18 protein-coding genes are annotated in these 22,357 nt (G+C 69.1%); 7 read left to right on the plus strand and 11 right to left on the minus strand.

Annotated elements, in window-relative coordinates; genetic code table 11:
* Positions 1 to 167: 167 nt before the first annotated feature.
* Positions 168 to 1,226, plus strand: a complete 1,059-nt coding sequence (locus tag AB0F51_RS04850; RefSeq protein WP_360274055.1) for a LacI family DNA-binding transcriptional regulator — start codon at positions 168 to 170, stop codon at positions 1,224 to 1,226.
* A gap of 1 nt (position 1,227) precedes the next feature.
* Here the strand turns inward: AB0F51_RS04850 and AB0F51_RS04855 are convergent, their stop codons facing one another.
* The 3 genes from AB0F51_RS04855 to AB0F51_RS04865 are packed head-to-tail and all read right to left on the minus strand — an operon-like array spanning position 1,228 to position 4,273.
* Positions 1,228 to 1,668, minus strand: coding sequence for an OsmC family protein (locus tag AB0F51_RS04855; RefSeq protein WP_360274058.1), 441 nt, complete (start codon positions 1,666 to 1,668; stop codon positions 1,228 to 1,230).
* Between the two features lie 45 nt (positions 1,669 to 1,713).
* The gene (locus AB0F51_RS04860) at positions 1,714 to 2,373 is read right to left on the minus strand and encodes an SDR family oxidoreductase (protein WP_360274061.1); all 660 of its coding nucleotides are present in this window, start codon (positions 2,371 to 2,373) and stop codon (positions 1,714 to 1,716) included.
* A 10-nt stretch (positions 2,374 to 2,383) separates the two neighbouring features.
* Positions 2,384 to 4,273 (minus strand): propionyl-CoA synthetase, encoded by a 1,890-nt coding sequence (locus tag AB0F51_RS04865; RefSeq protein ID WP_360274063.1) that lies wholly within the window; start codon positions 4,271 to 4,273, stop codon positions 2,384 to 2,386.
* A 69-nt stretch (positions 4,274 to 4,342) separates the two neighbouring features.
* On the opposite strand from AB0F51_RS04865, the gene AB0F51_RS04870 reads away from it, so the two are divergent.
* Positions 4,343 to 5,260, plus strand: coding sequence for a threonine/serine dehydratase (locus AB0F51_RS04870; protein ID WP_360274065.1), 918 nt, complete (start codon positions 4,343 to 4,345; stop codon positions 5,258 to 5,260).
* Here AB0F51_RS04870 and AB0F51_RS04875 read toward each other — a convergent pair.
* Both AB0F51_RS04875 and AB0F51_RS04880 read right to left on the minus strand, forming a co-directional pair.
* A complete protein-coding gene (locus tag AB0F51_RS04875; protein WP_360274067.1) occupies positions 5,253 to 5,687 on the minus strand; it encodes a GNAT family N-acetyltransferase in 435 nt (144 codons plus the stop codon). The two genes, AB0F51_RS04870 and AB0F51_RS04875, sit on opposite strands and share 8 nt — an antisense overlap.
* A complete protein-coding gene (locus tag AB0F51_RS04880) occupies positions 5,684 to 6,301 on the minus strand; it encodes a rhomboid family intramembrane serine protease (protein ID WP_360274070.1) in 618 nt (205 codons plus the stop codon). The genes AB0F51_RS04875 and AB0F51_RS04880 overlap by 4 nt, the downstream gene beginning before the upstream one ends.
* Positions 6,302 to 6,541: 240 nt before the next feature.
* Between AB0F51_RS04880 and AB0F51_RS04885 the strand changes: the two genes are divergently transcribed.
* Positions 6,542 to 7,747, plus strand: a complete 1,206-nt coding sequence (locus tag AB0F51_RS04885) for a Cmx/CmrA family chloramphenicol efflux MFS transporter (RefSeq protein WP_360274073.1) — start codon at positions 6,542 to 6,544, stop codon at positions 7,745 to 7,747.
* Positions 7,748 to 7,754: 7 nt separating this feature from the next.
* On the opposite strand, the gene AB0F51_RS04890 is transcribed toward AB0F51_RS04885, so the two are convergent.
* Positions 7,755 to 9,173, minus strand: a complete 1,419-nt coding sequence (locus AB0F51_RS04890) for an APC family permease (RefSeq protein ID WP_360274076.1) — start codon at positions 9,171 to 9,173, stop codon at positions 7,755 to 7,757.
* A 153-nt stretch (positions 9,174 to 9,326) separates the two neighbouring features.
* Positions 9,327 to 12,671, minus strand: a complete 3,345-nt coding sequence (locus tag AB0F51_RS04895; protein WP_360274078.1) for a S8 family serine peptidase — start codon at positions 12,669 to 12,671, stop codon at positions 9,327 to 9,329.
* 87 nt (positions 12,672 to 12,758) lie between these two features.
* On the opposite strand from AB0F51_RS04895, the gene AB0F51_RS04900 reads away from it, so the two are divergent.
* A complete protein-coding gene (locus AB0F51_RS04900) occupies positions 12,759 to 13,706 on the plus strand; it encodes a LuxR C-terminal-related transcriptional regulator (RefSeq protein ID WP_360274080.1) in 948 nt (315 codons plus the stop codon).
* Positions 13,707 to 13,709: 3 nt separating this feature from the next.
* Here the strand turns inward: AB0F51_RS04900 and AB0F51_RS04905 are convergent, their stop codons facing one another.
* The 3 genes from AB0F51_RS04905 to AB0F51_RS04915 form a co-directional block, all read right to left on the minus strand.
* Entirely contained in the window at positions 13,710 to 14,339 is a 630-nt protein-coding gene (locus tag AB0F51_RS04905; protein WP_360274083.1) for an HNH endonuclease family protein, read from the minus strand.
* 106 nt (positions 14,340 to 14,445) lie between these two features.
* Positions 14,446 to 15,213: a peroxide stress protein YaaA gene (locus AB0F51_RS04910; RefSeq protein ID WP_360274085.1), complete on the minus strand. Its 768-nt coding sequence runs from the start codon at positions 15,211 to 15,213 to the stop codon at positions 14,446 to 14,448.
* Entirely contained in the window at positions 15,210 to 16,154 is a 945-nt protein-coding gene (locus tag AB0F51_RS04915) for an aldo/keto reductase (RefSeq protein ID WP_360274087.1), read from the minus strand. Before AB0F51_RS04915 ends, AB0F51_RS04910 begins: the two co-directional genes overlap by 4 nt.
* Positions 16,155 to 16,212: 58 nt before the next feature.
* Here AB0F51_RS04915 and pepN point away from each other — a divergent pair, with 58 nt between their 5' ends.
* The 3 genes from pepN (at position 16,213) to AB0F51_RS04930 (ending at position 21,068) form a co-directional block, all read left to right on the plus strand.
* Positions 16,213 to 18,672, plus strand: coding sequence for an aminopeptidase N (gene pepN, locus AB0F51_RS04920; RefSeq protein WP_360274090.1), 2,460 nt, complete (start codon positions 16,213 to 16,215; stop codon positions 18,670 to 18,672).
* A 213-nt stretch (positions 18,673 to 18,885) separates the two neighbouring features.
* Entirely contained in the window at positions 18,886 to 20,340 is a 1,455-nt protein-coding gene (gene sepH / locus AB0F51_RS04925) for a septation protein SepH (RefSeq protein ID WP_360274093.1), read from the plus strand.
* A gap of 317 nt (positions 20,341 to 20,657) precedes the next feature.
* Positions 20,658 to 21,068: a hypothetical protein gene (locus AB0F51_RS04930; RefSeq protein WP_360274096.1), complete on the plus strand. Its 411-nt coding sequence runs from the start codon at positions 20,658 to 20,660 to the stop codon at positions 21,066 to 21,068.
* Between the two features lies 1 nt (position 21,069).
* Here AB0F51_RS04930 and AB0F51_RS04935 read toward each other — a convergent pair whose 3' ends face one another.
* Positions 21,070 to 22,320 carry an erythromycin esterase family protein gene (locus AB0F51_RS04935; protein WP_360274099.1) on the minus strand — a complete coding sequence of 417 codons (1,251 nt, stop codon included), beginning with the start codon at positions 22,318 to 22,320 and terminating at the stop codon, positions 21,070 to 21,072.
* Between the last annotated feature and the right edge of the window lie 37 nt (positions 22,321 to 22,357).

Consider the following 22,357-nt stretch of genomic DNA (forward strand, 5'->3'; position numbering starts at 1 on the left):
GGTAGTGGCAGAGAACCAAAGCAGGCCGGAAGGCGTCAAGAGCGAAACCTGCCCGGTGACTTGCCAGGATTTGCCAAGTTTCCCAGGTCCCTCGCAAGGGTGATTTCAGTAACCGTTTCCTGAAACAATGCTCGCGTCACCGCGCGGTGGCGGGAGGGCGGCAGACGATGGCGCGACGGGCGGGCGACGGCCGGCGGCGGTCCACGATCCGGGAGGTGGCAGACCTGGCCGGTGTTTCCGTCGCAACCGTCTCGCGGATCCTCACCGGCGACTATCCGGCCGCACCGGACACCCGCAAGCGGGTCCTGCGGGCCGTCGAGGAACTCGACTACGTGGCCAACGCCCACGCCCGTGCCCTCGCGGGCACACCTGCCGAGAGCATCGCCATCGTGCTCAACTCGGTCATCTCACCGCACTACGCCCACGTCGCTCAGGGGGTTGAGGCCCAGACCGCCGTCGAAGGCCGGCTGTGCCTGATCGGTACGACGGGCGGCGACCCCGAGCGCGAGCTCGCCATGGTGAAGTTCATGCGGGCGCAGCATGCCGAGGCGGTCATCCTGGTCGGCAACGTGGTCGCCGACGGGAAGTACGTGCAGCGCATGAGCCAGTACGCGCACGCCCTGGCCGCGATCGGATCCCGGCTGGTGCTGTGCGGCCGTCCGCCGCTCGGTCCCGATGTGCCGGCGGTCGTCGTGGAGTACGACAACACCGGGGGCGCGTTCGCTGCGACCAGTCATCTGCTGTCCGCGGGACACGAGCGGATCCTGTGTCTGGGCAGCCGTCCCGGCTACACCACTGCCGAAGGGCGGGTCGCCGGATACCGTCGCGCCCTCGCCGCGTACCGCGTCCCCCACGACCCGGGACTGGAGGTCGAGGGCACGATGGAATGGCACGAGGGCTACCGCATGATGAAGGAGCGGCTGGACGCCGGTCCTCGCGACTTCACCGCCGTCTTCGCCCTCAACGACCTCATCGCCGGCGGCGCCTGCCGAGCACTGGCCGACCACGGACTCGCCGTACCCGGTGACGTGTCGATGGTCGGCTACGACGACCTCCAGCCGTCCCTCGACCTCAACCTCACCACCGTGCACCTACCGCACGAAGAAATCGGCCGCACCGCCGTACGGCTAGCCCTCGAACACAGCACCACCCGAGGCGCCCCACCCCACGTAGTCCTCAGCACCCACCTGGTGATCCGCGACTCGGTCCGCCCTCACATCTCCTGAGTCAGACCGAAGGCTCGTCGAAGAGGGTGGTGGTGACCGGGGTGCCGAGTTCCACCGTGCGGCTGACGGTGCAGAGGCGGTCGTGGGACATCTTGACCGCGCGGGGCAGGGCTTCGCGGGCCTTGTCGCCGTCCTCGCCTTCGGGGAAGGTGATGGTGAACTCGACGGCGAGGTTCTCCAGCCGGTTGCCCTGCTCGGCGTCGCGGAGTTTGTTGCCGCGGACCACTGCCCGGAACTCGGTCGGTTCGGCGCGGCGGCTCGTGACGACGTCCACGTCGATCGCGGAGCAGGTGCCGATCGCGGCCAGCAGCAGTTCGACCGGGGTGAAGTCGGTGTCCTGGCCGGAGCCGACCGACAGGGTGCCGCCGCGAACGTTGCTGACCTCGTACTTGCTGTTGGCGGTGCGCTCGAACTGCACCTGCCGCAGGGTGTCGTCGCTCATGTCCTCACGATCTCATAGCGGTACAACGGTTGCCGGCGGCAACCGTCAGAGGGTGGCCAGTGCCTCGGCGACCGGGGTGTCGCCCTCGATCAGCTCGAGGGTCCGGCCGATCGAGGCGGGAGTCTCGCACAGGCCGGCCAGGACGAGTGCGACGTCGTCGCGGGTGATGTTGCCGAAGCCCGTCTTGTCCGTGAGCAGTACGCGGCCGGTGCCGGGGTCGTTGGTGAGGGCGCCGGGCCGCAGGATCGTCCAGTCCAGCCCGTCGCGGGCCCGCAGGTCGTCCTCGGCAGCCTTCTTCGCCTTCAGGTAGATCGTGAACGTGTCGTCCGGATCCAGGTCCGGGTCATCAGCCCGGTCCGCGTTGATCGAGCCGACCTGCAGATACCGCCGTACGCCGGCCCGCTCCGCCGCGTCGGCGAGCAGGGCGGCCGCGCCACGGTCGACGGTGTCCTTGCGTTCGTTCCCGCTACCCGGTCCGGCCCCGGCGGCGAAGACAGCGACATCCGCACCGGCCAGCACCTTCGCGACGTCCTCGACGTCGGCCGATTCCAGGTCCAGTACTGCGGCCTCGCCACCTGCCGCAGCGATGTCGCTCTCGTGCGCCGGGTTGCGTACCAGCCCGACCACCGAGTGCCCGCTTGCCGAGAGCAGCTTCGTCAGCCGCAGCGCGATCTGTCCGTGTCCACCAGCTATCACGACTCGCATGAAGCCGAGCCTAGGTCACAGGTGGTTGAGAACGGAGGACCGGCCGGAGCGCGTCGAGCACGCTCGCGTCCTCGATCGTTGACGGAACAGGTTCGTCCCGTCCGTCGGCGATACCGCGCATCGTCTTGCGCAGGATCTTGCCCGACCTGGTCTTGGGCAGCGCGTCGACCACGGCCACGTCGCGGAACGCGGCCACCGGACCGATGTCCCGGCGTACGGCGGCAACGAGTTCTTCACGCAGTACGTCGGGCGAGATGGTCGCACCGGCTTTCAGTACGACGAGCCCGCGCGGCAACTGGCCCTTGAGCGCGTCGTGGACGCCGATCACCGCGCACTCGGCCACTGCTGGATGCGCCGCGAGAACGGCCTCCATGCTGCCGGTCGAGAGGCGATGGCCGGCCACGTTGATCACGTCGTCGGTCCGGCCCATCACGAAAACGTAGCCGTCGGCATCGACATACCCGGAGTCGCCGGTCAGGTAGTAGCCGTCGTACCGGCTCAGGTAGTTGTCGATGTAGCGCTGGTCGTCACCCCACAACGTCGGCAACGCCCCCGGTGGCAGCGGAAGCTTGATCGCGATCGATCCCTCCTCCCCCGCGGGCAACCGGCTGCCGGTCGCGTCGAGCACCTGCACGTCCCAGCCAGGCAACGGAACGGTCGCCGAACCGGGCTTGACCGGCAACGGCTCCAGACCACGCGGATTCGCGACGATCGGCCAGCCGGTCTCGGTCTGCCACCAGTGATCGACCACCGGTACGCCGAGCTTCTCATGCGCCCAGTGATACGTCTCCGGATCGAGTCGCTCGCCGGCCAGGAAGAGCGTGCGGAACCCGTCCATCCCGTACTTCGCCAACTCCAACCCGTCCGGATCGACCTTCTTGATGGCCCGCAGCGCGGTCGGGGCGGTGAAAAGCGCCTTCACACCGTGCTCGGAGATGACCCGCCAGAAGGCGCCGGCGTCCGGAGTACCGACGGGCTTGCCTTCGTAGAGCACCGTCGTGGCGCCGATGAGCAGGGGCGCGTAGACGATGTAGGAGTGGCCGACGACCCAGCCGACGTCGGAGGCGGTCCACCAGACGTCGCCGGGCGAGATGTCGTACACCGCGCCCATCGACCACGCCAGCGCGACGGCATGCCCGCCGTTGTCGCGCACCACGCCCTTCGGTTTTCCGGTCGTGCCGGACGTGTAGAGCACATACAGCGGATCGGTCGCAGCCACCGGGACAGGATCGGCCGGGACCGCCCCCAAGACAGCGCTGTCCCAGTCGAGATCGCGCTCCCCCAGCTTTCCGGGCGCGATCTCGCGCTGCAGCAGCACAGTCCGCTCGGGCTGGTGGGTCGCGAGCTCGAGCGCCGCGTCGATGATCGGTTTGTACTCGACCACCCGGGCCGGTTCGATCCCGCAGGACGCGGCCACGATCACCTTCGGCGTCGCGTCGTCGATCCGGGCCGCGAGCTCCTTCGGCGCGAACCCGCCGAAGACGACTGAGTGGATCGCGCCGAGCCGGGCACAGGCCAGCATCGTGATCACCGCCTCGGGGATCATCGGCAGGTAGACGATCACGCGATCGCCTTTGCCGACCCCGAGCCCGCGCAGCGCGCCCGCGAACAGCGCAACCTCGTCCCGCAGCTCGGCGTAGGAGTAGCTGCGCGCAGTACCGGTGACGGGTGAGTCGTAGATCAGTGCGGTCCGGTCCCCGTGGCCGGTCTCGACACGGCGATCGAGTGCGTTGTACGCCGTGTTGAGCTCCCCGTCGGGGAACCAGCGGTAGATCGGCGCGGCCGTGGGGTCGAGTGCCCGGCTGGGTGGCGTGGTCCAGCTGATCGCGCCGGCCGCCTCCAGCCAGAACCCCTCCGGGTCCGCCAGGCTGCGGCGGTGACTGTCCTCGTACGCACCCATCTGGTCGCCTCCATCTCATCGTGAAGCACGAACCACGGTAGTCCTCCCCCGCGTGGCAAGGTGGAACACATGACCGTGACTCCTGATGACATCCAGCTCGCCTCCCGCCGGATCGCCGGCCGGGTCCGCCGTACGCCGGTACTGCGGGTGTCGCCGACGCTGGCCTTCAAGCTGGAACTCCTGCAGCACGTCGGCTCGTTCAAGCCGCGTGGCGCGTTCAACCGGCTGCTCGCGGCCAAGGAGCAGGGCACGCTGACCGGCCAGGGCGTCGTCACCGCGTCGGGTGGCAACGCGGGGCTGGCCGGTGCGTATGCCGCCCGCGAGCTCGGCGTACCGGCGCGGATCTTCGTCCCGGTCAACGCGCCGACGGCCAAGGTCGCGCGGTTGCGCACGCTCGACGCCGATGTGGTGCAGGTCGGGAACGAGTACGCCGAGGCGTACGAGGCAGCCACGGCCGAGGCGGCGGAGTCCGGTGCTCTCCTGCTGCATGCGTACGACCAGCCGGAGGTGCTCGCCGGTCAGGGAACGACCGGGCTGGAGCTGCTGGAGGACCTCGAGTTCGACACTGTGCTGGTCGCAGTCGGTGGTGGCGGCCTGATCGGCGGCATCGCGACCGCCCTGGGTGACCGCGCTCAGGTCGTCGGGATCGAGCCTGAGCTGGCACCCACTCTCGCGGGGGCTCTCGACGCCGGGGAGCCGGTCGACGTACAGGTCGGTGGGCTGGCCGCTGACTCGCTTGGCGCGCGGCGGCTCGGGACGCTGGCCTTCGACGCCGTTACGGCGTACGGCGTCACCTCGGTGCTGGTGACCGAGGAGTCGATCGTTGCTGCCCGCAACGAGCTGTGGCGTGAGTTCCAGCTCGCCGTGGAGCACGGCGCCGCGGTGACCTACGCGGCCCTGCGCAGCGGCGCCTACCAGCCGGCGCCGGACGAGCGCGTCGTCGCGGTCATCTGCGGCGCCAACACCGACTTGTCGACGATCAGCTGAGCCGCAGGCCGATGTACGGGATCGTGTCCCCGTCGAGCAGATAGCGCTCGAACTCGACGAAGCCGTGCTGCAGAGCGAACCGCAGGCCGTCCTGGTTCGTCTCCAGCACGATCGTCTCCACCGAGTCGGACAGCGCCTGGGCGTGCTTCAGCTCGGCGGTGTAGAGCTGCTCGCCGAAGCCTTGCCGGCGGTAGGCGGGCAGCACTCGCACGATCACCGTGGCGGCGGGCGTCTCGTCGGACGGTGGGCGCACGGTCGAGCAGCCGACGAGGGTGTCGCCGTCATAGGCGACCGTCAGCCGGTTGCGGCCGGACCGCTCGCGGACGTCGTCCAGCGAGAGTGGATCGGTCGGGATGATCTCGTTGTGGACGTACTGCCAGTCCAGCAGCTCGGCGTCGGTCGAGGGCTGGATCATGCGGAGGCTCAAATCACTGGTTCCTTGCGCTTCGGTTTGTCTTCGGTCAGCACCCACGCGGCGAAGATACCGGCGACCGCGCCGAAGAGGTGCCCCTGCCAGGAGATGCCGTCCTGTGGCAGCAGGCCGCCGAGCAGGGCGCTGCCCCAGACCATCACGACGATCACGCCGATCGCCACCTGGCCGAGCCGCCGGTTGAAGACCCCCCGCGCGATCAGGTAGGCGGCGTACCCGAAGACCAGACCGCTCGCGCCGATCGTGATCGTGTTCGGCGGCGAGATCAGCCAGGTGCCGAAACCGCCGATCGTGGTGACGATCGCGGTCACCGAGAACAGCCGCATCGCGCCGCTGACCGCGATCAGCGCGCCGAGTGTGACGAGCGGCAGCGTGTTGGAGATCAGGTGGCCGAACCCGAGGTGCAGGAACGGCGAGGTGATGATGCCGAACAGGCCGTCGGGGCTGCGGGCGATGATCCCGTACTGGTCGAGCTCGCCGTTGAGGGCGGTGTCGACGGTCTCGCTCAGCCACATCAGCCCGACGAGCAGGACGAGCAGCTTGAGCCCACTGCTGATCTTGGAGCCGTCGACGACACCGCGGGTGCGTCGCGCTGGGGTCGGGTAGCTCATGGATCAACTCTGCCCGATCCGGCCAAACCGCACCGCCCGCGCCGCGCGTGCCGTCCGCCTCGTGTTCCGGGGCTCGGCAATTGCAGGAAGCTGCAACACCGTCCGCTGTGCGGGCGTGGCGCTGCGTGATCGTAGCTGCTCCGTCACACTGGATGACAAGGTCGCGTAGCTCGCCGTAGTGCGATGGGGGACGCTGGTGGGCCGCCCGTACGACCCGAGATCCGGAGGGACAGCCCGTACATGCCGATCGCCGTCTACATCCTGGGCCTGGCCATCTTCGCCCAGGGCACCTCCGAGCTGATGCTGGCCGGCCTGCTGCCGGAGCTGGCGGCCGACCTGGGGGTGTCGATCCCGGAGGCGGGGCTGCTGATCTCGGCGTTCGCGGTCGGCATGCTGGCCGGCGCTCCGGTCCTGGCCGTGGTCACTTTGCGCTGGGCCCGGCGGACCGCGTTGCTGGTGTTCCTCGCCCTGTTCGCCCTGACCCACGTCGCCGGAGCGCTGACCCCGAACTACGAGGTCCTGCTCGTCACTCGGGTGGTCGGCGCTTTCGTGTACGCCGGGTTCTGGGCGGTGGCGGCCGTCACGGCGGTCGGGCTCGTCCCGGTCACCTCGCGGGCAAGAGCGATGAGCGTCGTCACCGGCGGACTCACCATCGCGACCATCGTCGGTCTCCCGGCCGGCACGGTGATCGGTCAGCACTTCGGCTGGCGGGCCGCGTTCTGGACGGTGGCCGTCCTGTCGGTGGGTGCGATGGCCGGCGTGATCGCGACCGTTCCGCTCGGGCGGCCCGAGCCTGGCGCGATCCCGCGGATGCCGGCCGAGTTGCGCGCGATGGCCAATCCCCGGCTGTGGCTGTCCTACGCCACGACCGCCTTCGTCACCGCGGCCATCCTGGTGATCTTCAGCTACCTGGCTCCCCTGCTGACCGAGGCGACCGGCCTGCCGTCCGGCGCCGTACCGGCCGTGCTCGCCCTGTACGGCGTGGGCTCGCTGATCGGCATCACGATCGGCGGCCGCAACGCCGACGCGCTGCCGTTCCGCACGCTGGCGGTCAGCATCATCGGGCTGAGCCTGATGTCGGCGGTGCTCGCGCTGTGGGCGCACACCCCGGTGGTCGCGACCGCGGCGATCTTCCTGCTCGGCGGCTTCGGGTTCGCCGCGAACCCGGCCCTCAACGCGCGGGTGTTCAGCCTGGCCGGTGACGCGCCGACGCTGGCGACGGCGGTCAACTTCTCGTCGTTCAACGTCGGCATCACGATCGGCCCGTGGCTCGGCGGGCTGGCCATCGACGCGGGCGACGGGTACCAGCTGCTCGGCTGGGTCGCGGTCGTTCTCGCGATCGTTGCCCTGGGCACCGTCATTCTGGCGGCGATGCTGCCGCTGCGCGAGGCCGGGCTGCCCCGCCCGATGGACACCGCCGTGGTGCCCACCGGGCCGAACAGTTGACAGCCGACTAGTTGACCGGGCCGCTCGGGTCGAGGTGGGACGGGTCGAAGTCTGCCTTGCGCTTGAACACGTACTTGTTCAGCAGCCAGGTGAGCGCCCACAGCGCGATGCCGATCAGCATCAGGTAGCCGGCGATCTTGTAGTCCTGCTTGGCCCGGCCCGACAGCGGGCTGGCCAGGTAGACGCAGAGCACAAGGCCCAGCACCGGTAGCGCGGTCGGCGCGTGGAAGTGCTTGTGCTCGACCCGGTCGCGACGCAGTACCAGCACGGCGACGTTGACGATCGCGAACACGCACAGCAGCAGGAACGCCGTGGTGCCACCCAGCGCGGCGAGGTCGGCGTACCCGATCAGCAGGAAGGCCAGCAGGGTGGTGAACAGGATCGCCACCCAGGGCGTCCGGCGGCGGTGCAGCACCCGGCCGAGCGGACCCGGCAGGACCTTCTCGTGCGACATGCCGTAGAGCAGCCGGCTGGCCATCAGCATGTTGATCAGCGCCGAGTTGGCCACCGCGAACATGGTGATCCAGGCGAAGATCTGGAGCGGGAAGTCCGGCGCGCCGGCCTGGACCACCTTCAGCAGCGGGGTCGCGCCCTTGTTCAGTTCCTCCGGCGAGACCAGCGCGATCGCCGAGATCGCGACCATCACGTAGATGAGTCCGGTGACGCACAGGCCGATCAGCATGATCTTGGGGAAGATCTTGACCGGGTCCTTGGTCTCCTCGGCCATGTTGACCGAGTCCTCGAAGCCGACCATCGCGAAGAACGCCAACGCGGTCGCGGCCGTCACCGCGCCGAAGGCCGAGTCGCCCTCGGGCGTGTTGAACTCGGTCAGCCGGGCGGTGTCGCCGTCGCCGTGGGCCAGTGCCCAGACGCCGATCGCGATCACGATCAGCAGACCGGTCAGCTCGATCAGGGTGAGCACCACGTTGGCCTTGACGCTCTCGCCCACTCCGCGAAGGTTGACGATGGCAATCAAGGCCATGAACGCCAGCGAGGTGATCATCAGCACCGAGCCGCGGTCGGGGTCGATCTTCAGCGCGGAGAAGAAGTTCGCCGCGAACGCCTTCGACGCGCTGGAGGCCGAGGTCAGCCCCGAGCACATCACCGCGAAGGTGAGCAGGAAGGTGAGGAAGTGGATGCCGAACGCCTTGTGCGTGTAGACCGCCGCACCACCGGCCTTCGGGTACTTCGTCACCAGCTCCAGGTAGCTGGTCGCCGTCAGCAGCGCGACGATGAACGCGCACAGGAACGGCAGCCAGACCGCGCCGCCGACCTCACCGGCCACCTTGCCGGTCAGCGCGTAGACACCGGTACCGAGGATGTCGCCGACCACGAACAGCAGCAACAGCCCGGGCCCCATCACGCGTTTCAGCTCGGGACGGTCCTCGGTCGTGGTGGGTGCGCTCGCGCTCGCGCTCTCGCTCATCCTGCCTCCCAGGGCACTCGACTGCCGGCAAGTCGATCACAGTCCGGGGTGCACCGATACCGTTCTGCGACGATCGGCGATCGTACACCGCCGTTTCATCGTCCCACCGCAACCGCGATCTCGCGTTCCGAACACGCTAGCCAACAGTGGTCGCTACGTCACCGGGATCGCGCCGAGCACGGTCTGCTCGATGCTGCCGCCGGCTGCGTCCGTGGCCGATGCCCGCAGAGACAGGCTCTTGCCCGGCAAGACCGACCACGGCGGAATGACGGCTGACTTTCCACCGGCAGACGGCACCACGACTGCCGGCGTCCAGTGGCGCCCGCCGTCGACGGAGTACGAGAGTTTGGTGCTGGTGATCCGGGAGGGCGTCGAGCGGAGCAGGTGGCTCACGGTCAATTTGATCTGCAGGGGACGCCAGGCCGTCGCGCGTCCGAAGCCGTCGACGTCCGGGTCGTAGCCGATCTGCAGCAGCGACGGCACGGTGCCGCTGGCCTTCGTCGGGTCCGGTGGCGGCGCGGAATCGAAGTTCCACACCGTCGACGCTTCGCTCGATCGCGGGTACTTCGAAACGTCCAGGCTCCAGCTCTGCTCCAGCCGGAATCGTCCACTCCCGTTGGGAATCCGGAAGTAGCTGGACCCACTGGCCGTCTCCCCCACCAGCTCACCGTCGCGGTACAACGACAACTTCCTGCTCCGGTACGCCGACGCCGGCAACTTCCCGTCGTGGAACGCATCCGCGACGCCGCCATCCGCGAACAGATAAGTAGGTGTGTGCGAAGCGGCGAAAACACTCGGGTGGATCGCCGACCCGAAGGATCGCTGCATCCTCGCGCCCGATGGGAACGGTGAGTTGGACGGATCGCACAACCGGGTCGCACTGGCGGGGCTGAAGGTCAGACACTGATTCCACTCGGCCGCCGGATCGGCAGTGAGCAACTCGACCCGCTTCGACGGTACTGCGACCGGCCGGCGCGTGACCCACCCGATGCCGGTGGCCCCTGTCGACCAAGCCCGCTCGACCGTTTCCGTACCGCTACTCGCGAAGGTGCCAAAGGTGTTCTCCACCCGAGCCATCCGGTTGAGCGCACGCCGGTCGAGCCGCGGACTCAACGGCAGCGAGAACCTGTCCTTCGGGTAGAGCAACTCGTAAACGGCCGGCTCGTTCGGCCCGACCTTGCCCGTCGGCTCCAGCCGCCAGCGAGTGCTCGCTTCGAACGACCCACTGCTCGTGCTCGTCGTCGGCTCGATGAACACCGTCCCCGCGGCGATCTGCTCCGGCGTGAAGAAGTAGAAGTCGCTCAGACCCCGCGTCGCACTGTGTCGCGAGATCCCGATCGCGGACTCGATCACCGAGGTGCCGACCTTCTCCACGGTCGGTGCGGTCAGCATCTTCGCGTTGCGGGCGTCGACGACGTAGGTCGTGTCGGCGGCCACCAGCACGTCCGCAGTACCGGCGAGGGCGAAGGTCTCCGGCTGATCCCCGGCGGCTGGGGTGGTCACGGCGGAGAAGATTCCGTAGTGCCCGCGATCCATCCGGATCGAGGCGGTTCCGTTGGCGTCCAGGTGAAGCGTGGCCGAGCCTCCGGTGTCGTAGTTGAAGACGGAAGCCTGGCCGCCCGCGTACGGCGTACCGGTGCGGTCGAGGACTTTGACTGTGAGGTCGTAGCGCTCTGATTCGTCGTAGGTGCCGAAGCCCAAGTGGAGCAGGCGTTGCTGGTCGGGTCCGGTGAAGTCGATGCCGCCTTGCCAGATGCCGTCGGGCAACACGGCCGGGTCGACCGTGATCGTCGTACTGGCGGTGCCGCCGGCCGGGATCGTGAGGGTCGCCGGGGTCGCGACGACGGCATCGGCCGGGGCAGACTCGAACCTGTCGTCCTGCTGCTGGTCAGTGATCGAGATCGTCATGGCGGTGTCGCCCGTGTTCTTCAGGCTCACAACGCGGCTCCGCACGGACTTGTCGGGGTAGCGCAGATAGGCGAAGTCGACGGACGCGACGTCGGAAATGAGGCCGGTGCCGGTGGCACGCTGGAGGTCGAGGCGGCCGGCGCCGTGGGTCCAGGTGTTGTAGATCGGTGCTGGGTCGGCGGCGTTCGTGAGCTGGGTCTTGAGTTGCTGCCAGGTCCGGTCGGGTTGTTGCTGCAACAGCAGAGCGGCCGCGCCGGTGACGATCGGGGTTGCCTGCGAAGTACCGGACATCGCTGTGTAGAGGTCGCCGTCGCGGGCTCCCGCTTTCGCGCCGAGGATGCCGACGCCAGGCGCCGTGAGGTCGGGCTTGAGCCGGTACGAGCCTCGGGTCGGGCCCTCGCTGGAGAAGCCCGCCTGCTTGTCGTTCCCGTCGACCGCGCCGACGGTCAGCCCGGAGGCCGCCACACCGGGGCTGCCGATCGTGTAGGGGTTCGCACCGAAGCCGCCACGGTTACCGGCCGCCGCCACGAACAGCGTGCCGGTCTGAGCCGTGAGTTGTTCCAGCGCGACCGCGACGGGGTCGTCGCCGTTGACCGGTGCGGAGCTGAGACTGAGGTTGACCAGGTCCGCACCTTGATCGGCGGCCCATTCCATCCCGGCGATCACCCAGGACTCCTGACCGAACCCGTCATCGGCCAACACCTTGCCGGAGATCAGCTCGGCGGCCGGCGCGATGCCCTGGCGCGCGCCGCCGGAGCCAGCGCCGTTGCCGACGATCAGCGACGAGACATGTGTGCCGTGACCATTGCCGTCAGCCGGCGTCGCCGTCTGCGTGAAGTTGCTCTGCGACGTCACCTTGCCGTCCAGTGCGGGGTGCCCGGCATCGACACCGGTGTCCAGTACGGCGACCTTCACGCCGCGACCGTCGAGCCCTTTCGCCCGGGCCGCCGAGGCCTTCACCTGGTCCAGGTAGCGGTCTTCCGTGATGCTTGATTGTGACGATAAAACGGTCGCGGTGACCTGCCGGTCGAGCCACACTTTGCGGATGGCGGTGCGCTGGGTGGCGAGTCGGGCACCGAACCCTGCCGCCGATCCCTTCGGCAGTACTCCGGCCATGGCGCCGATACTCGGCAAGGCCCGGCCGCTGTGCACGACGGTCGAGCGGCTGTCGTCCCGGACGATGACGGGAAGGTCGGCGCGGTGCGCGTCGTCGTACCGCATCTCGATCAGGCCGGTGACGTCGAACAGCGCCGGGTCGAGGACATCCGGGACGAGAGCTGCCACGTCTTTGGGGATGACGGAGACGCGGCCGGCGTCTCGTAGTACGGAGAAGCCGCCGGCTCCGGTGGAGCGCGGCTCGACGCGGACCGACGGCCGGCCGGTCTGGTCGGGCGGGCCGATGGTCACCCGGTCGCCAGTGACCAAGGTGACCGAGGTTGCCGAAGCAGGTGAAGTCGGTGAAGTCCCCGCCACCGGCGGGTCGGCTGCAGGGGTCGCCTGCCCACTGCCCAGGGCCGTGGACGGGACCGCCGTGAGGAGGATGACGGAACCCGTCAGGGCAGCAAGCAACGCCGGGGCGGGGAACTTCACCGGACAGTCGTATCGAACCGGCAGTTGTCCACGCCACGAGATAGCGTGTCGGATGCCGGACATGTCAGGAACTGGTCAGGAGGACGGGTGCTGGAAACGATCGGGGTGGCCGAACCGGACGAGCAGGCGTATCGCGCCTTGCTGGCCAGTCCTGGCTGCTGCGTGGACGAGCTGGCCAAACAGCTCGGCCGCGACCTGGACGACGTCCGCGCAACGGTCGAACGGCTGGAGCAACTCGGCCTGCTGACCACCGCCGGCGACGAACCCGTGCGCCTGCTGCCGACCCGGCCCGACGTGGCCATCGACGCGCTCGTCGCCGTACGCCGGGCCGAACTCGACCGGGTCCGCGCGGAAGCCCGCGTGATGATGTCCGAGCTGCGTGCCCAGGAACAGCACCGGCCGGAGAATCTGGTCGAGGTGATCGTCGGCCAGGAAGCCATCGCCGCGCGCTTCGCCCAACTGCTCAACGGAACGCAGGAACAGTTGCTGGTGCTGGACCGGCCGCCGTACGCGTCGGGCGTCGAGCAGTCCGACAACCGGGTGCGTGGCCTGCTGCGCGAAGGAGTCACCGTTCGGGGGATCTACTCGCCCGACTCCCTCGACGTACCGGGTGGGGTGGACGAGGCCTACAGCGCGGCCGATGCCGGTGAGACGTCGCGGGTGCATCCACAGGTGCCGATGAAGCTGGCGGTGTTCGACCAGACCGCCGCGCTGCTGCCGCTGTCGGTCGACCAGCTCGTCGACAGCGCGCTCGTCGTCCACCCCTGCGCGTTGCTCGACGCGTTGATCGAGATGTTCACATTGCTGTGGGACCAGGCGGTACCGGTCGTACCGGCCCAGATCGACGGGCTGGACGCGCGGCTGATGACGCTGCTCGCGGCGGGGTTCAAGGACGACGCGATCGCGCGGCAGCTCGCGCTGAGCAGCCGCACGGTCGGCCGCCGGGTCGCCGAACTGATGGAGACTCTCGGCGCCCGGACCCGCTTCCAGGCCGGCGTCCACGCACAGCGCCGCCGGCTCCTCGAAGGTGCCTGACTGTCAGCAGGCGTTGAGCATCTGCTGCAGAGCCGTCTTCTCGGTCGACTGCAGCGACAGGCCGTAGGTGTACTTCACCCAGATCCATTCCCGGGCATAGATGCAGTGCACCGAGGTGTTGGTCGGCTTCCAGGATGCTGGATCGCGGTCGCCCTTGGAGCGGTTGCTCGACGCCGACACCGCGATCAGCTGGGCGATCGTGAGGTCGTTGGCGAACTGCTGACGCCTGGCCGTCGTCCAGGTGCTCGCGCCGGACTTCCATGCCTCCGCGAGCGGCACGATGTGGTCGATGTCGATCGCCGAGTCGTCGGTGAGGTAGACGGCGTCGTACACGCTGTACCACTTGCCGGCCGTCGGCTCGCAGTCACTGTCGACGGTCACTCCGGTGCCGTCGCGCTTGAGCACCTCGTCACGGGTGTCGCACGTGCCCGACACAGTGCGCCAGTGCGGGAACTTGTCCCGGCTGTAGCCGGTGGTGGTGCCTTCTGCCTTCACAGTCAGCGAGTTCAGCTGGGTCAGCGCCGTACTGGCCGAGGGTGGGGTCGGTGGGTAGGCGAGCGCCGGCTGGGTACCGACGACCCAAGCTGTCGTCGCGGCGACGACGGTGATCGAGCATGCGAACAGACGACGCATCTTCAGGCCTCCGAGGTTGGGCGGTGCCCCCCTGACTTGCGCTGCCTCAACCCTTCCCCGCCTGGACCATCGGGGAAACCAGTTCCTGGTGAAGGCCTGATGAAAGCTAGTCGTGCTCGACGACGGTCAGCGTCCATGCCGCGCCGGTTCGCTCGAGTTCGGCGTTCCAGCGTTCCGAAATCAGCTTGTGCAAGGCCTTCGGCGTACCGGGGTCCTTGCCGGACTCCAGCAGGTGACGGGCCACCAGGCCGCGGGTGTGCTTCGCGTTGTGCGAGACGACCGAGCGGACTCCCCCGCGTTCACGCACCACCGAGACCGATACCCATTTGGCTGCCTGCTCGCCCGACGGCCGCCACGCCGCGGCGTACGTCGACGAACGGCAGTCCACGATGACCGACTTGCCCGCGACGGCCTCGAGCGACGCCGCCAGCGGTTCGCGCCACACCGAGGCGAGCGGCCCGAGCCCCGGCAGCGTCGTACCCATCGACAGCCGGTACGCCGGTACGCGGTCCCCCATCCGCAAGGCTCCCCAGGCCGCCGACATCACCAGCAGTCGCGAGTTCGCGCGACGCTTGGTGCCGGCCGGCAAGGTCGAGTAGCCGAGCGCGTCGTACAGGACACCGGAGTACAACTCCGACACCGGCACGGACGGCTCGGTCCGCCACCTGGTGTTCCGCTCGACCTCATCCTTCAACGACGGACCGACACCCAGTACGCCGTAGGCGTCTTCCGAGGAACTCACCTTGGCGAGAGTCTCCAGCACGGACTCGCGCACGGGGTTGAGTTCCGGGAACGAGAGGCTCGGCAGGTCGACCGCGTTGCCGCGGGAGCGGCCGGACTTGCCCTCCGACGGCGGGAGCAGGATCAGGGTCACGTCAGCTCGTCCAGGATCGCCAGGTCTTCAGCGGTCGGGAGCCACAGACCGGCGCGCACGTTCTGCTCGATCTGCTCCGGCCGGGTGGCCCCGGCGATCACCGACGAGACGGCCGGCTGCGCGGCGAGCCCGCCGATGGCGACGTCGAGCAGGGTGAGGTCGCGCTCGGCCGCGAAGGTCTCGAGCGCCTCGATCTTGTCGAAGTCGGCCCGGGCCAGCCGCTCGGGCATCTTCGCCAGCCGGCTGTCCTGGGGCGGCTGCTCACCGCGCTTGTACTTGCCGGTCAGCAGACCGGACGCGAGCGGGAAGAACGGTAGGACGCCGATACCGAGGTGCTCGCAGGCAGGGATCAGCTCCTCCTCGGCCTCGCGGGAGAGCAGGTTGTAGTGGTTCTGCGCGCTGATGAAGTGCTCCGAGCCCGCGGTCCGCGCGGCCCAGTCGGCGTCCACCACCTGCCAGCCCGCGAACTGGGAGCTGCCCAGGTAGCGAACCTTGCCCTCGGCAACCAGCTCGGACAGGGCTGCCAGGGTCTCCTCGATCGGCGTGACCTCGTCGGGCATGTGCAGCTGGTAGAGGTCGATCCAGTCCGTGCCGAGCCGGCGCAGACTGGCCTCGACGGCCTTGCGGATGTAGCGCCGCGAGCCGCGCACACCCCAGTCCGGGCCGTTGTCGCCCTTCATGTCGCCGCCGAACTTGGTCGCGACGACCGCCTCGTCCCGCCGGCTGCCGAGCGCCTTGCCGAGGATCTCCTCGCTCGAACCACGGTCGCCGCGATAGACGTCGGCGGTGTCGAACAGGGTGATCCCGGCGTCCAGCGCCGCTGCCACCACCGAGTCCGCCTGCTCCGCGCCGATCCGGCCCCCGAAGTTGTTACAACCCAGGCCGACCACACTCACCGTGAGGCCGGAGTCACCCAGCTGGCGGTACTCCATCTCGGTCATGGCCAAACTCTATCTATGCGGCTGCCGGAGTGTGGGACGACCGCATAGAGTTCACCGCATGCCGAGCCTTACCGTCGACGGCGCCCGTACCCGGGCCGCCGCACTCACCGTCCACTCGTACGACGTCGATCTCGACCTCACCCAGGGCGAGCGTACGTTCGGATCGACCACCCGGATCGTCTTCTCCGCCGCCGAGCAGTCGAGCTGGGTGGACGTGAAGCCCGACGAACTGCTGTCGGTCACGCTGAACGGGACGCCGGTCGACCCGGCCGGACTGAGTGACGGGCGGCTCGCGCTGACCGGGCTCACCGCGGAGAACGAGCTGGTCGTCGTCGCGTCGATGCTGTACTCCAACGACGGCGAGGGCCTGCATCGCAGTGTGGACGCCGCCGACGGGCTGACCTACCTCTACGCGATGTCGTTCCTGGACGCCGCGCCCCGGATCTTCGCCTGTTTCGACCAGCCCGACCTCAAGGCGCCGTACCGGGTGAAGGTGACGGCTCCGCCGGAGTGGATCGTGCTGGGCAACGGCGCCGCGACCAAGGTGTCGCCGGGCCGCTGGGAACTGGCCGAGACCAAGCCGCTGTCGACGTACTTCGTCACCCTGGTGGCCGGCCCGTACCACCAGATCCTCGGCGAGCACGACGGCATCCCGCTCGGCCTCGTCTCCCGGCAGTCGCTGGCCGAGGCGCTCGACCGCGAGGCCGAGGACCTGTTCGAGGTGACCGGGCAGGCCTTCGACGAGTTCCACCGGCTGTTCGGGTACCGCTACCCGTTCGGTGAGTACCACCAGGCGTTCGTGCCCGAGTTCAACGCCGGCGCGATGGAGAACCCGGGCTGCGTGACGTTCCGCGACTCGATGGTCTTCCGCTCCGCGGTCACCGACGGCGAACGCAGCGGCCGGGCCCGGACCGTCGTCCACGAGATGGCGCACCAGTGGTTCGGCGACACCGTGACGATGCAGTGGTGGAACGACCTGTGGCTGAACGAGTCGTTCGCGGAGTACATGGCCTACCGGGTCTCCACCACGGCGACCCGGTACGCCGACAACTGGATCGACTTCGCCTTCGTCCGTAAGTGGTGGGGTCTGCAGGCCGACCAGCGGGCCTCGACCCACCCGGTCGCCGCCGACGCGGTCAAGGACGCGCTCGCCTCGCTCGACGACTTCGACGGCATCTCCTACGCCAAGGGCGCGGCGGTGCTCAAGCAGCTCAACGCCTACCTCGGTGACGAGGTGTTCCTCAACGGCGTGAAAGCGCACATCAGCTCGAACGAGTTCGGCAACGCGACCTTCGCCGACCTGGTCACCAAGTGGACCGAGGCAGGCGCCGTCGGCCTCGAGGCATGGGCCCAGAACTGGCTCCGTACGCCGGGCCTCGACACGATCACCGCCGAGCGCACGGCCACCGGCATCCGGTTGCACCGCACCGCCCCCGCCGACTACCCGGCCGATCGCCCGCACCAGCTGACCATCGCCGGGTACGACGAGTCCGGGCGCGGCACCTCCGTACCGGTCCTGCTCAACGCGGACGTGGTGGACGTCGAGCTCGACCCGTCCATCGCGGTCGTCGTCCCGGACGCGGCCGACGACACCTGGGCCAAGATCCGCTTCGACGCGGCCAGCCTGGCGAAGCTGCCGGCGGTCATGCCAAAGATCGACGACGGCGTCACGCGCGCGGTGATCCTGAACAGCCTGCGCGACGCGACCGCCGACGCCGAGCTCGACCCGCGGCTGGGTTTCGACGTGGTGCTGGCCGCGCTGCCGTCGGAGACCAGCGACATCGCCGTCGACACGATGGTCAACTGGGTCCGCGGGCGTCTGCTGGGTCAGTACCTTCCGGTCGAGCCGTACCGGGGACGGCTGGCCGCAGTACTGACCGAGCGGCTGCAGTCGGTGCCGGCTGGGAGCAGCCTGCAACTGGCCGTCGTACGGGGTGCGGTCGGGCTCACCGACGACGCCGAGCTTCTCAAGGGGTGGCTCGCGGGCGACGGCGTACCGGCGGGGCTGGCTGTCGATGCCGATCTGCGCTGGCTGATCACGCTGCGGCTGGCCAAGCTCGGAGCCGTCGACGACGCCGGGATCGACGCCGAACTGGCTCGCGACACGTCGTCGGAAGGCGTCGTGCACGCGACCCGGTGCCGCGCCGCGCTGCCGACGGTCGCCGCGAAGGAACGCGCCTGGGCCCAGATCATGACCGACGCCGACATCGCCAACTACGAGCTGTACGCCGCCTGCGAGGGGTTCTGGCAGTACGACCAGCTGGAGCTGACGGCGCCGTACGTCGACCGGTACTTCGCGGAGATCGCGGGGATCGAGAAGCTGCGCTCGGGCTGGGTGGTCGCGCAGGCCGCCACCTTGTCCTTCCCGGTGTACTCGATCGACGAGCGGACCGTCGCGCTGGCCGCGAACCTGGTCGCCGACGAGGACGTCCAGGCCGGGATCCGGCGGGCGGTCGGGGATCGCCGCGACGATCTGATCCGGGCGCTGGCCGTCCGGGCCGCGTATCCGGTCAACTGACCGGTGAACTGATCGGTTTCAGGGGGTTCGATGTCGTGCTCACCGCCCGTTGTGACTAGTGTGACTGGTGTGACGACAAGGACCCTCCTGAGCAGGCAAGATGGGGTTTTGTGACGTAACCTCCACAATGACCGGCGGGCACGGCGCGCCGGTCTTGGTCGAGGCGCAGGTATCGGGAGAGACTGTCGAGAACCGCACAGGAGAACAAAGGCAATGCGCGAGGCGAGGCTCGTTGGCCTGAGCCAGGATGGCAAGCAACTCATCCTGGCGATGGAACCGACGGGTGAGGAGTTCGCCGTTCCGGTCGACGACCGGTTGCGTGCGGCCCTGCGCGGCGACCGTGCCCGACTCGGCCAGCTGGAGATTCAAATGGAGAGCGCGCTCCGCCCGCGAGACATCCAGGCCCGGATCCGGGCCGGAGAAAGTCCCGAGGCGGTCGCTGCCGTCGCGCAGATGCCGATGGAACGGGTGATGGCCTTCGCCGGACCCGTCCTCGCCGAGCGAGACCATGTCGCAAGCCTCGCCCAGCGCGCCTCGGTGCGCCGGCGCGGTGGCGGCGACGCCCCCACCCGCAACCTGGGTGCCTGGGTGACCGAGCGGCTGCGGATCCGGGGCGTCGACCCGGCCTCGGCCGAGTGGGACGCCTGGCGCCGCGACGACGGCCGCTGGGCCGTGCGGGTGTCGTACTTCGCCGAGGAGAATGACGAGAAGGTCGCGATGTTCGCCTACGACGCACCGGGGCGGTACGCCGTACCGGACGACGACGAGGCGCGCTGGCTGGTCGGTGAGCAGGCGCAGGTGATCGCGCCGCAGCCGACCTCTGAGCGACGGCTCACCGCGGTGGCGGACTTCGATCTGAGTCTGGCGCCCGATCACGGGGCAGACAGCTACGAGGCCGGGTTCGAGGACACGATCAGCCTGCCGCGTGGGCGCGCCGCCCAGGCGGATCGCGATGCCAACCGGGACACGGGGCGTGGGTTCGGTCGCGACCCGGAGTACGGGATCGCCCGTGATGTCGAGCGCGGGCCGCGCCGGGTGCACTCGGTGCCGAGCCCGGACGAAGAGCCGACCCTGATCGACGTACCGATCGAACCACCCCAGACGCTCCGCCCGGCCGTCCGAGCCGTCGAACGCCCCCCACACCGCCCGGTCGAGGCCCCACCCCTCTCCCCCGAGGAACGCGCCGCCGCCCCCGAAAACCGCTTCACCGAACGCCGCATCCCGCCTGCCGATTCCCGCGACCTTCGCGAGCCTCGCCAGGCAGACCCACGCGAGCCCCGCCAGCCCGAGTCGCGGCGCCCGGAGCCACGCCAGCCGGAGCCCCGCCCGGCAGAAGCTCGTCGTCCCGAAGCGCCGGCCACCGAGGAGCGCCAGCCCGACCCGGTCCGGCAGGAAGCCCCAACCCCTGCCCGCCCGTCGGCCCCAACCCCCGCTGCCTCCCAGCCCGCTTCACCTGCAGCTCCGAAGCCTGCCGACCCGAGGCCCGCGATCCCGAAGCCCGCCGACCCCCGTCGCCAGCCCGCAACGGAACCAACCGCGGACCCGGCCGCCGAGCCCGCGGCAGCAGCCCCGCCTGCCGAGGAAAAGAAAAAGCCCGCCAAACGAGGCTCCAAACGAGCCAGCGTCCCCAGCTGGGACGAAATCATGTTCGGCAAGAAAGCCGACTGACCCAGCACAAGTCGCTCGAGCGCACGAAACACCCCGTCGGCGACCGCCTGCCGACGGGTCGCGCATGTCCGCCCACCGCCGCTGAATTCCCCGCGCGCGCAGCGGTCGTGCGTGCCTGCAGCTCCTGGTGACGGACAGGTGTCTCAGATTACGGGCGGTGTTTGGCAGGGCGGGTGGGGTCTGCCATGATCTTCGCCATGCAGATCATGCTGTGTTGTCGCTGTTGTTGTCGCTGACGCGCGCCGTCTGAGGCGCGCGAGGCCCTGTCCATTCCCAGGCCCGCCCGCCGACACCAGCCCCACAGGATCTTCGCTGACATGAACCTTGCTGCTCTGGCCGACCTGTTCGCCTCCCGCGGACTGCGCCTGCTCCCCGGCTCCCACGCCGTCCCGGTCGAACTCCTCGTTCAGTTGCCGGACGCAACAATCGCCCGCTTCACCGCCCGCGGTACGACGCTGCGCCTGCGCCACTACTCCCCCGACGCCCTCACCTCGATCGTCATCGCCGCCGAATGCGGCTGCGGCGACCACCACCCCCAAACGGGCCCCAACCGCGTCACCCTGAGCGCCTTCGCCACTCCCCTCTCCGAACACGTCCTGGACGGCGAACTCCTCTTCGGCTGGACCACCCACGAAGCCGGCACCCTCCGCCTCCCCGACGCCCTCCCCCACTTCTTCACCCTCCTCCCCCTCCTAACCCCCACCCGCACCCTCGCCGTAGTCGCTTAGTTCAGTCGGGGAGCGGGACTGATGGGGTGGACTTTGCTATGTAGGTGAGGCCGTCGTATTCGTGGGTTAGGACGGTGGGGGCGAACTGCATTTTGTAGGTCCAGCGTTGGATGTAGGCGCCGTAGCTGCGGAACATTTGGGGTTCGGAGAGCCAGGTTTTCACTGGCGGTGGGGCGTTGTCGGTGTCTCGGAGGTTGAGGAAGTGGTCGCCGGGGGTGGCTGCGGCCAACTGGCCCTCTAGGGCGTTGAAGCCGCCTCGGTCGATGCTGTTGGCGACGACTGGGCCGTCCATCGGGCCGGGCCAGGGGCCGGGGCGCAGGCGGCGGGCGCGGAAGGCGCCTGAGCCGAAGAGCAGAGCCAGCGCGTAGTACGCCGGTCCGAGCCGCTCCCGCAGGTGCTGTCCCATCGGCCGCAACCCCGGCGTCTGCCGGCTGGCTGCGAGGTGTCCGTTGTGGGCCCATACCGCGATGCGGCGCGAGGGATCCTCATCCGCGAGCCTGACGACAGCCTCTGCCATATAGGCGTCGCGCACCGAGAACACCGTCTCCGCAGGATCCTTGTGCTCCTTCGACCGGCACACCAGATCACCAACCCGCTCCAGGATCCGCGCGTGCCGTAGTACCTCCTCGTCAGCCCCCTTCGCCACCAGGAAGGTGACCAACTGCTCCGCTTCCCGGACCACCAGCCGCGCCGGATCGGGAGCCGACCCAGGCTGAGCATCCTCCAGAAACCCGAAGCCCTCCTCGAACGCCGCCAGCCGATCAGGCACCGACTCCGACAAGAACTTCCGTACTACGGCCAGCGACGCCGAGCACCGTTGTGGATCGATACCCGCAAACCCGACCTGCTCAGCCGCCGGCCGTCCCGAGTTGTAAGACCGCATCCACTCGACAAGCTCCACGACCTCTTCGGTCCGCCAGGTCCAGAAGCCCAGGCCAGCCACGACACTCGCCGCATCACCCACCCCGCCGCGCACATACGCATCGACAGCCGGCGCAGCCGATTCGCTGGCCTCCATCGCGAGCACCGAATACCCCAGCTCGGTCACCAGATACTCGAACAACCGGTGTTTCAGCTGGAAGAACTGCCGCGTGCCATGCGTCGCCTCCCCCAGCCCGACCACCCGTACGCCGTCCAGCGCCTTCCCCAGCGCGGCGAGATCCGCGCTCCCAGACCCCGCCACCAGACTCGTCAGTGGGGACGCGGTCGCGGACAGCCACTGCTGGATCTCGGCCAAGCTCTCGTTCGCCACCCGAAAAGCCTATCCAGCCGCCGCGGTCACTGACTCT

Source organism: Kribbella sp. NPDC023855 (assembly GCF_040639475.1).
Taxonomy (GTDB): domain Bacteria; phylum Actinomycetota; class Actinomycetes; order Propionibacteriales; family Kribbellaceae; genus Kribbella.

Excerpts from the sequence above, each read along its gene's own strand:
- AB0F51_RS04890 (WP_360274076.1), bottom strand. The coding sequence starts at position 9,173 with ATGAGCGAGAGCGCGAGCGCGAGCGCACCCACCACGACCGAGGACCGT.
- AB0F51_RS04850 (WP_360274055.1), top strand. The coding sequence starts at position 168 with ATGGCGCGACGGGCGGGCGACGGCCGGCGGCGGTCCACGATCCGGGAG.
- AB0F51_RS04860 (WP_360274061.1), bottom strand. The coding sequence starts at position 2,373 with ATGCGAGTCGTGATAGCTGGTGGACACGGACAGATCGCGCTGCGGCTG.
- AB0F51_RS04915 (WP_360274087.1), bottom strand. The coding sequence starts at position 16,154 with ATGACCGAGATGGAGTACCGCCAGCTGGGTGACTCCGGCCTCACGGTG.
- AB0F51_RS04870 (WP_360274065.1), top strand. The coding sequence starts at position 4,343 with ATGACCGTGACTCCTGATGACATCCAGCTCGCCTCCCGCCGGATCGCC.
- pepN (WP_360274090.1), top strand. The coding sequence starts at position 16,213 with ATGCCGAGCCTTACCGTCGACGGCGCCCGTACCCGGGCCGCCGCACTC.
- AB0F51_RS04880 (WP_360274070.1), bottom strand. The coding sequence starts at position 6,301 with ATGAGCTACCCGACCCCAGCGCGACGCACCCGCGGTGTCGTCGACGGC.
- AB0F51_RS04905 (WP_360274083.1), bottom strand. The coding sequence starts at position 14,339 with ATGCGTCGTCTGTTCGCATGCTCGATCACCGTCGTCGCCGCGACGACA.
- AB0F51_RS04865 (WP_360274063.1), bottom strand. The coding sequence starts at position 4,273 with ATGGGTGCGTACGAGGACAGTCACCGCCGCAGCCTGGCGGACCCGGAG.
- AB0F51_RS04930 (WP_360274096.1), top strand. The coding sequence starts at position 20,658 with ATGAACCTTGCTGCTCTGGCCGACCTGTTCGCCTCCCGCGGACTGCGC.
- AB0F51_RS04855 (WP_360274058.1), bottom strand. The coding sequence starts at position 1,668 with ATGAGCGACGACACCCTGCGGCAGGTGCAGTTCGAGCGCACCGCCAAC.
- AB0F51_RS04885 (WP_360274073.1), top strand. The coding sequence starts at position 6,542 with ATGCCGATCGCCGTCTACATCCTGGGCCTGGCCATCTTCGCCCAGGGC.
- sepH (WP_360274093.1), top strand. The coding sequence starts at position 18,886 with ATGCGCGAGGCGAGGCTCGTTGGCCTGAGCCAGGATGGCAAGCAACTC.